A 14038-nucleotide genomic window follows, 5' to 3' on the forward strand; every position below is an offset into this window, starting at 1 on the left:
CATTCAGGCTCCTAAGAAAGAACTGGTCGAATGCCGAACAGCGTACAAACGCGCAGGGCAGGACGACGGTGATCTGACCAATGGTTTACGGCGTTGAAACAAAAGTAAACATAGCTGACATCAGTGTTGACAGCTAGAGGGGACATTCGCGTCAACCCGTTGGATAGGCTGGCCCGATGCCGAGAACGAGTCCGCGCCTCTCCCGAACAGTGATCCTCGATCGTGCGCTGGAGATCGCCGAGAAGACCGACGACCAGCCCGGTCAGGCGCTTACCGGCCGGTCGCTGGGTGACGCCCTGGGGGTAGACCGGTCCGCCATCTGGCGCCACTTCGAGGATAAGGACGACCTTCTGCTCGCGGTCGCCGACCGTATCATCGGCGTGATCCTCGAGTCCCTTCCGCCATCGGCCTCGCCGCAGAAACGCCTCGAGGAGATGTTCCGCGCCTTCATCAGGACATTCGGCCGGTACCCCTTCGTGGCATCCGAGCTCGGACCACGCAACTTCACTCTGGTCAACGGGAGCACCGCGTGGGAGCGCATCGTGGCGGCGCTTCTGGAGATGGGCGTGCCCAGTGAAGACGTCGTTCTTCACTACCGCGTGTTCGCCGACGTGATGATCGCTCTCTCCGCCTCCAAGGCCGTAGAGCAGCAGCGGTCCGCCGAGGAGCGGGCTCGTGAATTCGCCATGGCGCGTGCGGCCCTGTACCAGCTCGAGCCGGAGGATTTCCCCCACACCATGAGCGCCATCGATCTGCACCTGTCGATGACCGATGAGAAGGTCGCAGAGGGTTTCCTCGCCATCTACTGGGCCGGGGTCCGCTCTCTCGCGAGTGCCCGGACTCCGTGATCTTGTAGCGGCGCGCATTTGATGTCATCATCGTTGACATCAACGGTTATCGAGTCACCTACTGCGCCCTCGCGGTTGCCGCGATGTCGTACTCGATTCTCCCGTCGCTCCTGGCACCCCTGTTGCCGTCTCTCGGTGCTCACTTCGGAATCGACCACCGTGAGGCGTCGTGGCTGATCACCGCCTACCTGATCAGCGCCGCGGTCGCCACACCCGTCGGGGGCAGGCTCGGCGACCTGTATGGGCGGCCACGCGTCCTGCGACTGGTCCTGATCGTTCTCACCGCCGGCGGTGTGCTGGCGGTGCTCGCTCCCGACTTCGGATGGCTGCTGGTTGCGCGCTTCGTGCAGGGCCTCGGGGGCTGCATCTTTCCGCTCGCGTTCGGCATCATCCGCGATCAGTTCCCCGCTGAGCGCATCGCCGGTGCGATCGGGTTGACATCGTCGATCGTCGCCCTGGGCGCCGGCATCGGCATAGTGGTGGTCGCACCACTCGAGGCGGCTCTCGGCTATCGCGCCGTGCTGGCGCTTCCTGTCGCCCTCGCAGCGGTGGCGACGGCGCTCGCGTTCGCGGTGATACCCAGCACGTCGAGCATCGACCCGTCCGGGCGGGTGAGCTGGTGGTCTGCCGCGCTCTTGTCGGGCGCGCTGACCACCTTTCTGGTCGTGGTGACAGAACTGCCGAGGTGGGGCTGGTCGTGGGCGACGCTGGTGGTTTCGGTGGCCTGCCTCGTGTTCACCGGCGCGTGGGTGGGTACTGAGCGGCGGTCGACGTCGCCGCTCATCGACGTTGATCTGCTCACCCGACCCGCGCTGGTCGCGGTGAACGTGCTCGCCTTCCTGGGGGGATGGTACCTGTTCGCGAGCCTGACGCTGCTGCCTCAGTTTCTCCAGGCCGCCGTATCGGACGGCGGCCTGGGAAAGAGCATCGGGGTGGCGAGCCTGCTCCAGTCGCCGCAGACGATCGTGCTCTTCCTGACCGGGCTCGCCGCGGGGTGGCTCACCCGCGTCGTCGGTGGTCGTCGCAGCATGCTCGTCGCGTCGGCCGGCCTCACGGCGGCGGCGGGACTGCTCGTCGCCTTCCACGGACACGACTGGAATGTGCTGGTGCCGGCGGTGCTCAGCGGGGTGGGGGTCGGTGCGCTGTTCGCCGTCGTGCCCAACATCGTGGTGTGGCACGTGCCGCAGCGCAGCACGGGCGTCGCGACGGGGGTCAACCTCACCGCCCGGAACATCGGCGGCGCGGTCGGCGCCCAGGTCACCGCAGCGGTGTGGGCCGTGGCGTATGCCCTCGGTCCCGAGTTCGCCTATCCCGCGGCGTTCGGGTCACTCAGCTTCGTCGGGCTGCTCTCTCTCGGGGCCGCGTTCTCGCTGCCGCGCACTCGGCCCATCGCCGAGATGTGACTCACAGGAGTTCGTGAGCGGCGCGCCAGATCATCACCCGATCGAGGGCGGCGATGAACCGGTCGACCGCACCGCGGTCGAGGGTCAGCGGCGGCTTGATCTTCAGCACATTCTTGTGGTCACCGGTCGGCTGCACGATGATCCCCTCGTCGAGGAGATCGCGGCAGATCTCGAACGCGGCGGTACCGTCGGGGTCATCGACATCCTTGCCGATGATCTCGATCCCGAGATAGAGGCCCATCCCGTGAACGGTACCCAGTTTCGGATGTTTCGCGCACAGCTCGCGAATGCGAGCGGTCAGGTAGTCGCCCGTCTCCCGAGCGTTCGCCTGCAGGTCGTCGTCGGCGAGCACACGCAGCACGGTCGTCCCCACTACGCAGCTGACCGGGCTGCCCCCGGCCGACGAGAAGAACGAGCCCTCGGACGCGAACGCTTCGGCGATGGCAGAGGTGGTGATCACCGCTCCCAGGGGATGGCCGTTCCCCATCGCCTTCGCGACGGCGATGACGTCAGGGACGACACCCTGCTGCTGAAAGCCCCAGAAGTGGTGCCCGAGACGACCGTAGCCGACTTGCACTTCGTCCGAGACGCACACCCCGCCTCGCGCACGGACGGCCTCCCAGAGGCCCGCGAGGTAGCCGTCCGGCAGGAGCACGCCGCCGCCGTTGCCGAACACCGGCTCGCTGATCACCCCGGCGAGGCTGACCCCACGAGCGTCGAGCTGATCCAGCTTCGCCAGCGCGTCTCCGAGATAGCGACCGGCGTCCCGGCCGCGGTGTTCTCCTCGGTACGCGTTGGGCGTGGGCAGAAGATGCACCCACTCGGGGCGGCTTTCGACCGCGAACGGGTTGTCACCGATGGAGGTCGAGATCGCGTCGGCTCCTACCGTCCATCCGTGGTACGCCTCGGTCAACGCCAGGACATCCGACCGCCCGGTCGCCGCTTTGGCGAGCCTGATCGAGAGATCCACCGCTTCGCTGCCGCTGTTGACGAGGAACACGACGTCGAGGCCCGGCGGGGTGTGCGCCGTGAGTTCCTCGGTGAACGTCGCCAGCGCCGCGTAGTGGAAGCGCGAGTTCGTGTTCAGCATCCGCAGCTGAGCCGCCGTCGCGTCGGCGATGCGCGGGTCTCCATGGCCGAGGATCGCGACGTTGTTGACCATGTCGAGGTAGCCCCGGCCGCGGACGTCGATGAGGTGATGACGCCACCCGCGCTCGATCTGGGGCGGGTCTTCGTAGTAGTGCTCCTGCACGGGCGCGAAGGTGCCCTGGCGTCTGCCGAGCAGGTCGGCCGAACTGCGGCGCTCGTTCGCTGCGGCGATCCGCCCGAGCAGCGGCGCAGGGTCGGGGCAGATCCGCCGCCACGCGGATTCGTGTCCTGGCGTCACGAACTGCGGCGGCCGCAGCCCGGGTCCGGCACTCAGCTGCACCGACAGCAGTGCGCCGCCGTGGTCGCCCACGGCGGTCGCGATGTGCTGCCCGGCCGCGCACGGCGCCGGAAGCGAAAGCTCTGCCGTGGCGCCCCCGATGATGATCGTGAGGCCGTCCTCGACCTCGAGCGCGAGCCGTCCGTCCTCGGTGCGATCGAGCACTCCGTCGGCGGGACTGAGCAGCGGGGTGCCGGCGCTCACCACCGCATCCACCGCCAGGGCGTACGAGCGCGGGACTCCCCCGCCCGCCGCATCGGGGTGGAGTCGATACTCCCCGTAGCGGGTGACGACGGGTCCGCGCGCCGCCCAGGCATCCCGGAGCACGGCCTCCGAGTGGCCCTCGTCGAGCCATGCGCCGGAGTTGTGCGCCGGCGAGAAGACCGACAGGTCGACCTCGACGGCGTTCTCGAGGTTCGCCAGGATGGCCGCCGGTGCGACCGCGAGCTCTGGCAGCCTGCCGAGTGCATCCCTGATGAGCAGTTCCGCCTCGACGGCCCCGACCGCGGCGGCCCGATCGAGTATCCGCCGCTCGAGCGGGCGCCTCGCCGCCGCGTAGACGTTCTCGGGATCGTCGGCTTCGATGCGCTCGGCGCTGGCGACGAGCACGAGCGCGCGCTGCACGACGAGAGGCCAGAGCGCAACGATCTCCGCGTCGGTGAGGGGGCACACCGCGTCGAAGGCCCGGATGCAGGTCAATGCTTGTGAGAGGTCCTCGCCATCGTGATGGAGGAGCGACGCGACCGCGACCGCGAGTTCGGCCACCCGCCAACCCGCAGCGAGGTCGCCGAAGTCGATCGCCCCGATGACGCGCCCGTCGGCATCGACCACCACGTTGTCGGTGCTCAGGTCGCCATGCAGGGCCTGCACCGCGAGAGCATGCTGCACCGAGTCGAGCCGTTGCTGCGCCGCCTGGAAGAGTTCCTGCCGCCACGCCCGCTCGGCGTCACCGAGCAGCTCGTCGGCGGCGCCGACGACCCGCGATGCCTGGCGCAGATCCCACTCGCCATCGCTGTGCAGCCCGACGTGCTCGAAACCGGCCAGCGCCGCGACGATCGTCCCGGCGACTCGTCCGAGATCGGCCGCCGTCTCTGCGGCGAGCGCACGCCGTCCGCCGGCGGGAGTCCCCTCCAGAAAGTCGAGCATGCGAGCGTGATGGGTTTCACCGCACACCTCCACCGCGTAGATGTCCTGCCCATCCAGCCCGGCCACCACCGACGGCACGCTGAGGCCGGCGGGCGGGCTCTGGGCAAGGATGCGGAGAGCTTCGTTCTGCGCCTCCAGCTGCGGGCGCGTCGTCCCCCCGTGCGAGATCTTCAGCAGCCTGCGCTGCCCGTCGACATCGACCAGGAAGTTCTGATCCTCGTTGCTCCCGAGTGAGCGCACGGCGCCGCGCACACCGAATCGCTGTGCCGCGAGCTCGGCCGCGAACTCGGCAGTCAGCGGGGCGAGCCGGGGAGTATCGGCGAATTCCGGATGCATGGCTCTCCTCCGTCGGTTGCGGAATGAAACGCGTGGGCTGCCGTCAGCGGAATGTCGGAACGATGACGAACAGCTTGCGCAGCTGCTCGTGCACCGTCCACGTGCCGCGCCAGCCGTCGGGCATGATCAGGGTGGAGCCGGCGGTGATCAGGACGGGGTCGCCGTCGTCTGGCTGGATCGTTGCAGAACCCCAGGCGATCTCGCACACTTCGGTGTATCCGTCCCGCACGGCCGTGAAGGTTCCCGGGGAGCATTCCCAGTACCCGGCCGACGCGTCACCCTCGGTCCACAAGTCGACACTGGCTTCGACGAGGTCGGGCGTGAGCGCCGTCGGCTTCTGGGCGAACTCGCCGAGCTGAACCTCGCGGGCTTCGGAAACGATCATCTGCATGTCATGCCTTTCTTCAGCGGCCTGCTATGAGTCCGGCGAGCTTGGCGGCGGCTGCCGTGTTCGGCTGTCCCCCGGCCTCTCGCCTGTCTGCCACAGCGTAGGCGCCGTAGACGGCGCTCACCCCTAGCCAGCGGAGAGGCTCGATCTCCCACTTCCTGGTGCGGCGCCCGACCCACGGAAGCCTTGTCAGGTCCGTGTCTCGGCCCGCGATGAGATCGGCGAGGGTTCGGCCGGCCAGGTTCGTGGTCGTGACGCCCGTTCCCACGTAGCCGCCGGCCCAACCCAGTCCCGTGGAGCGGTCCACATCCACGCTCGCGGCCCAGTCACGTGACACGCCGAGAACCCCCGCCCACGCGTGTGCGAGGGGGACTCCCGCTGCGCCGGGGAAGAACCGATCCAGCAGCGCCCTGAGCTGCCCGATCGTGCGCTCCTGCGTCTTTCCGTCGTCGTCCACTCGCGAGCCGTAGCGGTAGGGCACGCCTCGACCGCCGAAGGCGATCCGGTCGTCGGCCGTGCGCTGCGCGTACATGTAGATGTGCGCGAAATCCCCCAGCGTGGTGCCGTCGGCCCAGCCGACGGCATCCCAGAATGCGGCGGGGAGCGGCTCGGTCACGATCATCGAGGAGTTCAGCGGCAGCAGCGTACGGTGCTGCCCCTTCAGATCGGCGGTGAACCCCTCGGTAGCCCGGATCACGAACGGCGCACGCACCACTCCGCCCGCGGTGCGTGCCTCGCCGGGGACGATCTCGGTGACCGTCGTCCCCTCGAAGATCGTCACTCCGAGACGCTGCACGGCATCCGCGAGCCCCTTCACCAGCTTCACCGGATCCACGCTTGCGCAGTGGGGGTGCCAGAGGCCGGCCAGCACGCCATCGACGTTCACGCTGCGAGCGGTCTCTTCCGCCGACCACAGCTGCACATCCGTGCAAGGCCAGGCGCTCTCGGCGGCGTGCGACGCCTTCAGGCGCGCCGCCTGCGCGGGCAGCAGCGCCACATTCAGCTCACCGCCCTTTCGGATGTCGGCATCGATCCCCTCTGCGGCCGCGACGTCGATGACTTCGTCGACCGCGGCGTTCATCGCACGCTGCTGATCGATCGCCGCCTGTCGTCCGTGGGATTTGACGTATTGGCCACGGCCTCCCGTCACCGAGTTCGTCAGCCAGCCGCCATTGCGGCCGGACGCCCCGAAGCCCGCGAACCGCTGCTCGAGCACGACGACGCGAGCATCGGGTTGCTGCTTCTTGACGTAGTACGCCGTCCACAGGCCAGTGAAGCCCGCGCCGACGATGCAGACGTCGGCATCCAAAGACTGCTGCAGCGCCGGACGCGGCGCCGGAGCCCCTTCGCGCTCCCACCACCACGAGACACCGCCGTTGACGATCGCGTTCATGGTCATCTCCCCGTCGCGAGGTGCTGCAGGGCCGACAGTGTCTCCAGCTCGTGCTGTTCGGTGCCGTAGTCGCTCAGCTTCACGATGGTGGTCCGGGTTGCCGGGTGCACATAGACATACTGCCCGTGGATGCCCAGCGCGCTGAAGTCGCGCTCGGTTCCCTGCGTGTGCCACCACTGCGTCGAATAGGGCAGCTCGTCGACGGGGAGCGGTGACGGAGCCGCAATGCGCTCCATCCAGTGTGCGGCGACGATTCTCTGGTCTCCGACCATGCCGTCCTCGGCCATGAGTCGGCCGAGGCGGGCGAAATCCCTCGCGGTGGCGTTGAAGCAGCAGTAGGCCTTCTCCACCCCGACGCGATCGAGGTTCCACCGGGCGGGCGCCTCGGCGCCGATCGGCTGCCATAACCATGCGGTGGCCAGCTCGGCGAGCGGCTGGCCCGTCACCCGGGCGAGGATCATCCCGAGGTAGGCCGTGTCGACGCTTCGATACGTGCCCACCGTGCCCGGAGCCGCCGTGACCGTGCGAAAGCGTGCGAGGTAGGCCGCGGAGTCGTCCGCGTAGTACATCCCCATCGTTCCGGTTTCCGTGTCGCCCCCTTCCACGTTCTCCGGCACGTCGATCGATGACGTCATGTTCAGCAGGTGCAGCACGGTCACGTCATCGAACGGACCGCCGGTCCGCATTTCCGGCAGGATGTCGACGAGTCGGTCATCGACGTCGATCAGTCCGTCCGTCACGGCGTGGCCGATGAGCAGCGAGACGATCGATTTGGCCACCGACCAGGAACTGTGCTTGCGCTCCGGCGACACGCCCGGCGCGTACCATTCGGTGGTGAGCACGCCGTCCCGGACGATGAGCAGCGCGTTCGTGGACGTCGCGGTCAGGAAGTCCGCGGTGGGGAGCGGCCCGTCGAGCCACGGAACCTCTCCCAGGCTCTCGATGACAGCGGTGCGCGCGAACGGGCGAACAGCGGCGCCGACGCGCACCTCGCGGTAGGGAAAGAGCTCACCCCGCCGAGACGGAGGAGATGCAGCGACGCGGGCGAGGAGATCGGAGCTTGCGGGGGGCATATGGATCTCATTTCTGTCATCGATGTTGACAACAGTGTAGACGAAGGGAGGCGGGCGATGACAGCGATCCGCGGAGGAACCGATCCGTCCGCCGAGAGCCGGCAAACTGGTCGACCAGTCGGCCACGGGCGTAGACTGTGTGTGACGCGAAGGAGCCCAGATGTCGATTGTCACCGCAGACCTGTACGACGAGCACGGTGAAGAACTCCAGTCCCTTTGGCTGCAGATGCGCTCCTTCGGTGCGCATCGATCGTTCGAGGGCCCCATTCGCACCGTCCGATGCTACGAGGACAACGCCCTGCTGAAGCAGACCGTTCAGACACCCGGCGACGGGGCGGTCCTGGTGGTCGATGGCGGCGGCTCGCTCGAACGGGCGCTGATGGGCGACATGATCGCGCAGATCGCGTCGGATGCCGGGTGGGCGGGGATCGTGATCAACGGTGTCATCCGCGACCAGTCCGCCGTGAACGCCCTGCCCATCGGAGTGAAGGCGCTCGGCACCAACCCGCGCAAGAGCACGAAGGCGGGCGAGGGTGAGGTCGATGTCGACGTGACTTTCGGCGGCGTCACCTTCCGGGTCGGAGCGCGCCTGTACAGCGATGACGATGGAGTACTCGTTGAGCGCTGACGTTCCCGGCGCCACGGGCAAGATCGCAGGGCTTCGCCCAGTCAATCTGCAGAAGCAGGAGCCTGCGTCATCCGAGGTCGCTCGCGCGCTGCTCGACTACATCTTCTCGGGCCAGATCGGCCCGGGCGAGAAGCTGCCCTCCGAGCGGCAGCTCAGCGAGTCTTTCGGCGTGGGGCGCTCGGTGGTGCGCGAGGGAATCAAGTCACTGGGCCTGCTGGGCCTGGTCGAGTGGCGCCACGGGGGCGGCACGTATCTTCGCAGCGCCGACTCCGACCTCCTTCCTCGAGTGATCGAGTGGGGGCTGATGCTCGGAGAGCGCAGCACGACCGATCTCGTCGAGGCCCGCCAGTACATCGAACGCGTCACCTCCGGGCTCGCGGCCGATCGCCACACGCCCGAGCATCTCGAAGCGATCGCCGCCGCCCTGGAGTCGATGGGCGCGGCCACCAACGTCGACGAGTTCGTCGACGCCGACGTGCGGTTCCACTTGGCCGTGGCGGATGCCTCGGGCAACGGGGTGCTGAGCAACATGCTGAAGAACATCTCCTCGCTTCTTCATGTCTGGATTCACCGCGTCGTCGAGGCGGAGCACGCACGCGTCCTCAGCGAGGGGGAACCCGCCACGTGGCCGCAGGCATGGTCGTCGTTCCAGGAGCACGTCCCCGTGTTCGAAGCGATCAAGGCGCGCGATCGCGCCCGCGCGAGCGCGGCGATGGAGCTCCACATGGGTCGCGCCAGCGCGCGGCTCGTCGAAACGCTGAACGAGTCGAACGCCGCTCAGGGCTGACCGCCGGGGCGCGAGCGCGGAGCGCACAAAGCGGGCCAGGATCGACTCGCGATCCTGACCCGCCCGCCAGCGGCACGATCGGGCATCGCGCGCTGGTTTCGATTTCGTGTTCTCGCGAGACGCTGGCCGGCGTTCGCTCGATCCATACGATCTCACAGGGCGTCCAGAGAGAGCAAGGCTTTTCTTTGAATCTCAGCCCATGAGCCGCGATAGCAATCAGCGTAAGCACTTCTCGCACGCAAACGTTGTCTCTTGATGGCCGATCGGCCAATCTGAGAAGGGATGGGAATGTCGCCCCGGGCCGGGCAGGCGGCCCATAGAGTAAGTCCGACCAGGTCCACCAGCGAGGGAGAACCCCATGCCGCCCCGTCGCACAGTGACGCTCCAGGATGTCGCGCGTGAGGCGGGCGTATCGGTCTCGACGGCATCCCGCACCCTCAACGGGCGCCCGGCGAAGGTGGGGATCGAGACCCAGGAGCGCGTCCGCGCGATCGCACGCAGGCTCGGGTATGCGACGAACCTCGGCGCCCAAGCCCTCGTTCTCGGGCAATCCCGGGCGGTGGGACTCATCGTGGGCAGCGTGCCCGAGGACTATCAGAACCCGGTGCTGGCGGGAATCTTCCGGGCGGCAGCACGCCGCGACATGGTTGTCACGACCGCCGTGAGCGGCATAAGCGACGTCGAACGCACCGGCCAGGCTGTTCGCCAGCTCCGCGGGCAGCGTCCCGCCACGGTGTTCGTCGTCGGCACCGAGGGCCCGGATGCCCCCGGTGTGCGAGAGCTTCTCGAGGAGCTGGCTCACGTGGAAAGCGATGGATGCCGGGTGGTGATGATCGGGATCGGCGGAACGCCGTTCGACTCGGTGGTCGTCGACGACTACCAGGCCGGCGCAGTCATGGCGCAGACCTTCTTCTCGCTCGGCTACACCGATGTCAGTCTCCTCGCCGGTGTGGGCCCTGGCGAGCTGAGTGCGCAGCGAACGAGCGGCTTCATCGAAACGATGGCGTCGCTGGGAACCGTGATACCCCCCACCCAGGTCCTGTGGCAGGAGTTCAGCCACGACGGCGGATATCGCGGGGCCGGCGAACTCCTTCGACGCCGCCCGCGACCCCAGGCGATCTTCTGCGTCAACGACGCCATGGCGATCGGGGCCTGTGTCCGGCTGCGCGAGCAGGGCGTTCGGATCGGCCCCGAAATCGCGGTCGCGGGGTGCGATGACATTCCCGCGCTTCGCGACTTCGACCCCCCGCTGACGACGATGCACCTCCCGTGGACGGAGGCGGCCGAGCATGCCTTCGAGCTGGCCTCCTATGAACGGTCCGCGGAACGAGCGGTGGTGCTCAAGGGGCATCCGGTCGTTCGGGCGTCCACCCCGGAGAGAGGCTAGTCAGAGGTCAAATCCGCCACGTGAGCGCACCACTCGGCGACGAGCGCGGCGAAGCGTTCGGGATCTTCGAGGTGCAGGTAGTGGCCGCGGCCCGACCACAGATCGATGCGAGAGCCGGGCGGGGCGGGAATGCGGCGCTCGCGCTCGACCCCCTCGCTCGTCGAGTGCAGTGCGAGGACGGGCTTGGTGCGAAGGCCTGCTACTTCGGCTGACCGGGGCAGCAGCCCGAAGGCCTCGGCGTCGAGGTATTCCGACCGCAGGTAGGCGGCGATCACCCATCCCGGAGTGTCGGCGAGGTCGCGGACCACCCGCTCGCGATCGGCGCCGTTGAGGCCTCCGAGGGCACTCCGGAAGAATTCGTCCACGCTCTCGTGTCCGCGCTCTTCGATGTCGTGCGCCCAGGACTTCATGGCGGAGCGCTCCGCCGCGCTCCCGCCGTACGCGGGATCCACGACGATCTCTCCCCGCACCAGTTCGGGAACCATTCCATGCACGCGCATCGTGACCTGCGCCCCCAGCGAGTGGCCGACCAGGACGGCAGGGACCCCCGTTGACCGGAGCCACGATGCGACCTCGACCGCGGCCGCGACGATGCTGGGCGGCGAGGCCGACGCGGATCGCGGTGAGTGCGGCAGCCGCGCGCTGTGCGCTCGAGCACCGGGCGGGAGCAAGCTGAGAATGGGAGTCCAGGACTCCGCGGAGCCGGCCCATCCGTGGACGAACACGATTGCGCTCGAATCCTGCAACGCCAACCCCCTTTGCTCGACGCCCGTCTGCGGGCTGAGTCTTCATTAGAGCAAACGTTGTCTTGATAAGCAATCGCATGGCTCGTATTGACAGACACTCTCACGTGATCTAGCGTGATAGCGCTTGCCCCAGCTTCCTGCAACTGCTGGACCGAACGAGCACTTCATGAAATACGAGCACTTCATCAAAGGAGAGAAGATGGCATCTCGGAAGATGTGGGTCGCCACAGCAGTCGTCGCCGGCCTCACGATCAGCCTGGCGGCCTGCACCGGTGGGGGTCCCACTGACACACAGTCGCCCGACGAGAAGGTGTCGCTCACCTTCTGGGGCACGACCCAGGGTCAGCAGGCCCAGGTCGATCTCTGGAACGAGAAGCATCCAGAGACGCAGGTCACCTACGTCGAGCAGGGCGGTGACGCCGACATGACCACCGCGCTGCAGAACGCCACGGCCGCAGGCAACGCCCCCGACCTCTTCGAGACGCCCCGCGGCTACGGGGTGTCGTTCCTCGTGGACGGCGTGTCACGCGACCTGGCGGAGTGGTTCGACGCCGATGACAAGCTCGCGGAGAGCGCGCTCGAATTCGTCCACATCGGCGACGTCGTGGTGGGCGTTCCGTACGCGACCAACCCGACCTTCAACGCCGTCAACATGGCGACCTTCTCGAAGTACGGTTTCGAGGCACCGAAGACCTGGGACGAGTTCCTCACGCAGGCCGAGACGATGCAGACGCAGGGCGATGTCAAGAGCATGAACCTGCCGGGTGAAGACCCGTCGTACCTCCGGGATCTCGCGACGCAGTTCGGCGCGGAGTGGTGGTCACCCGAGGGCGATGCCTGGAAGGTCGGGTTCGCGTCACCGGAGTCGCTCGCAGCGGGCGAAGTGATCCAGCAGGCCATCGACGCGAACGTCGTCTCGAACCACACCTACATCGAGTGGGACGCGCTCATGCAGTTCTTCGCGTCGGGCCAGCTCTCGCAGTTCACGACATCCACCTGGCAGCTCCCGGTGTACGAAACGAATTTCGCGAGCTCCGTCGGCGACTGGGCCCTCGCGCCCTATCCTGCCGAGTCCGACTCGGGTGACCTCGTCTCGCCCAGCTACTTCAACATCTACGGCGTGTCGGCCGGCAGCAAGCACCCCGAGGCGGCCGTCGACTTCGCGGAGTGGCTCGCCACCGACCCCGACGCCGTCGCCATTCTCGCCGACACCACCGATGGCGCGTCGGTCTTCCCCGTCGTCGCCGACCCGACGCCGTACATCGAGGATCTCCTGCCGAGCGCTCTCCTCGGAGACAACCTCGCTTCGGCACCGGAGGTCGTCGAGAACGCCGTGGCAACGAGCCGTTCCATGCGGGAGGGCCCGAACCAGGTCGCTGCGACCGAAGAGATGGTCGACTGGTGGGCCCGCGCGCTGACGAAGGAAGTCACCGTCGCCCAGCTGCTCGAGCACATGCAGGAATGGACGACCGCCGACCTGGAGTCGCAGAACATCGCCGTCGTCGATTGACATGATGGGTAGCACGATGACGACAACGCCTTCCACAGAGTCGCCGGTGCAACGCCGCCGCGGGCAGGCTTCGCACCAGAAGGCCGGCATCGCCTTCGGCGCACCCTTCTTTCTGGGTTTCGTCTTCGTCTTCGTGCTGCCCATCGCCTATGCGCTCTACCAGAGCTTCTTCCGCGTCGAGGCGGCGGGCGGCCTCGGCCTCGGCGGGACCGACACGGTCTTCGCCGGATTCGAAAATTACATCAAGGCATTCGGGGACGACGGTTTCTGGGCGTCGATGCTGCGGGTCGCGGTGTTCGCCCTGATCCAGATCCCGATCTCCCTCGGTTTGAGCCTGGGCGCGGCGCTGCTCCTCGATTCGGTGAACTCCGAGCGTCGCAGTTCGGGTCTGCGCACCGCGCTCCTGGTGCCGTACATGGTGCCGGCCGTCGTCGCGAGCCTGATCTGGGTGTACCTGTACTCACCGAGAGTGGGCCCGCTCACCGCGGTCGGAAAGGTGTTCGGGCTCGACGTCAACTTCTTCGGCTCGAGCCTGCTGTGGATCTCGATCGGCAACCTGATCGTCTGGATGGTGCTCGGCTTCAACATGCTGATCCTCTACAGCTCGCTGCGAAGCGTGGACCGGTCGACCCTCGAGGCGGCACGCGTCGACGGCGCCGGGGCGCTGCGGATCGCGTGGTCGATCAAGATTCCCGCTATCCGCGGAACGCTCGTGCTCGCCGGCCTCATCTCCATCATCGGAATGCTGCAGATCTTCAACGAGCCGCTTCTCTTCCGAGCCGCATCGCCCGAAACGGTGACAAAGGACTTCACGCCGATCATGGCCATCTACTTCCAGGCATTCACGAGCAACAACTACAACTACGCCGCCGCCTTGTCTGTCGTGCTGGCCGTCGTCGTGGGCCTGCTCTCGTTCGGCTTCTACAAACTCACCACCCGCAAGGAGACGTCATGAGCGTCGATCTCC

Annotated in this window: 12 protein-coding genes; 7 read left to right on the top strand and 5 right to left on the bottom strand. The window is 67.4% G+C overall.

Annotated elements, in window-relative coordinates; genetic code table 11:
• Window positions 1-176: 176 nt before the first annotated feature.
• Together VNT50_RS01030 and VNT50_RS01035 are read left to right on the top strand one after the other, a co-directional pair.
• Complete coding sequence (locus VNT50_RS01030) at window positions 177-848, top strand: TetR/AcrR family transcriptional regulator (RefSeq protein ID WP_325483253.1); 672 nt, start codon at window positions 177-179, stop codon at window positions 846-848.
• A gap of 38 nt (window positions 849-886) precedes the next feature.
• Window positions 887-2251, top strand: coding sequence for an MFS transporter (locus tag VNT50_RS01035; protein ID WP_325483263.1), 1365 nt, complete (start codon window positions 887-889; stop codon window positions 2249-2251).
• Window position 2252: 1 nt separating this feature from the next.
• Here VNT50_RS01035 and VNT50_RS01040 read toward each other — a convergent pair whose 3' ends face one another.
• The 4 genes from VNT50_RS01040 to VNT50_RS01055 are packed head-to-tail and all read right to left on the bottom strand — an operon-like array spanning window position 2253 to window position 8013.
• Window positions 2253-5159 (bottom strand): aminotransferase, encoded by a 2907-nt coding sequence (locus tag VNT50_RS01040; RefSeq protein ID WP_325483254.1) that lies wholly within the window; start codon window positions 5157-5159, stop codon window positions 2253-2255.
• 43 nt (window positions 5160-5202) lie between these two features.
• Entirely contained in the window at window positions 5203-5550 is a 348-nt protein-coding gene (locus VNT50_RS01045; protein WP_325483255.1) for a cupin domain-containing protein, read from the bottom strand.
• A gap of 13 nt (window positions 5551-5563) precedes the next feature.
• On the bottom strand, window positions 5564-6940 hold the full coding sequence (locus tag VNT50_RS01050) for an NAD(P)/FAD-dependent oxidoreductase (RefSeq protein ID WP_325483256.1): 1377 nt from the start codon (window positions 6938-6940) through the stop codon (window positions 5564-5566).
• Window positions 6941-6942: 2 nt separating this feature from the next.
• Complete coding sequence (locus VNT50_RS01055; protein ID WP_325483257.1) at window positions 6943-8013, bottom strand: serine hydrolase domain-containing protein; 1071 nt, start codon at window positions 8011-8013, stop codon at window positions 6943-6945.
• Window positions 8014-8173: 160 nt separating this feature from the next.
• On the opposite strand from VNT50_RS01055, the gene rraA reads away from it, so the two are divergent.
• From rraA to VNT50_RS01070, 3 genes are all read left to right on the top strand, one after another.
• Complete coding sequence (gene rraA / locus VNT50_RS01060) at window positions 8174-8641, top strand: ribonuclease E activity regulator RraA (RefSeq protein WP_325483258.1); 468 nt, start codon at window positions 8174-8176, stop codon at window positions 8639-8641.
• Window positions 8631-9428, top strand: coding sequence for a FadR/GntR family transcriptional regulator (locus tag VNT50_RS01065; RefSeq protein ID WP_325483259.1), 798 nt, complete (start codon window positions 8631-8633; stop codon window positions 9426-9428). The genes rraA and VNT50_RS01065 overlap by 11 nt, the downstream gene beginning before the upstream one ends.
• Before the next feature lie 358 nt (window positions 9429-9786).
• Window positions 9787-10815, top strand: a complete 1029-nt coding sequence (locus VNT50_RS01070; RefSeq protein ID WP_325483260.1) for a LacI family DNA-binding transcriptional regulator — start codon at window positions 9787-9789, stop codon at window positions 10813-10815.
• Here the strand turns inward: VNT50_RS01070 and VNT50_RS01075 are convergent.
• Window positions 10812-11540: an alpha/beta fold hydrolase gene (locus VNT50_RS01075; protein ID WP_325483264.1), complete on the bottom strand. Its 729-nt coding sequence runs from the start codon at window positions 11538-11540 to the stop codon at window positions 10812-10814. The two genes, VNT50_RS01070 and VNT50_RS01075, sit on opposite strands and share 4 nt — an antisense overlap.
• Before the next feature lie 187 nt (window positions 11541-11727).
• Here VNT50_RS01075 and VNT50_RS01080 point away from each other — a divergent pair, with 187 nt between their 5' ends.
• Together VNT50_RS01080 and VNT50_RS01085 are read left to right on the top strand one after the other, a co-directional pair.
• Window positions 11728-13071, top strand: a complete 1344-nt coding sequence (locus tag VNT50_RS01080; protein ID WP_325483261.1) for an ABC transporter substrate-binding protein — start codon at window positions 11728-11730, stop codon at window positions 13069-13071.
• A 16-nt stretch (window positions 13072-13087) separates the two neighbouring features.
• Window positions 13088-14026, top strand: a complete 939-nt coding sequence (locus VNT50_RS01085; protein ID WP_325483262.1) for a carbohydrate ABC transporter permease — start codon at window positions 13088-13090, stop codon at window positions 14024-14026.
• Window positions 14027-14038 lie beyond the last annotated feature (12 nt).

It is taken from the genome of Microbacterium sp. (genome assembly GCF_035554235.1).
In the GTDB taxonomy this organism is placed as follows: Bacteria; Actinomycetota; Actinomycetes; order Actinomycetales; family Microbacteriaceae; genus Microbacterium.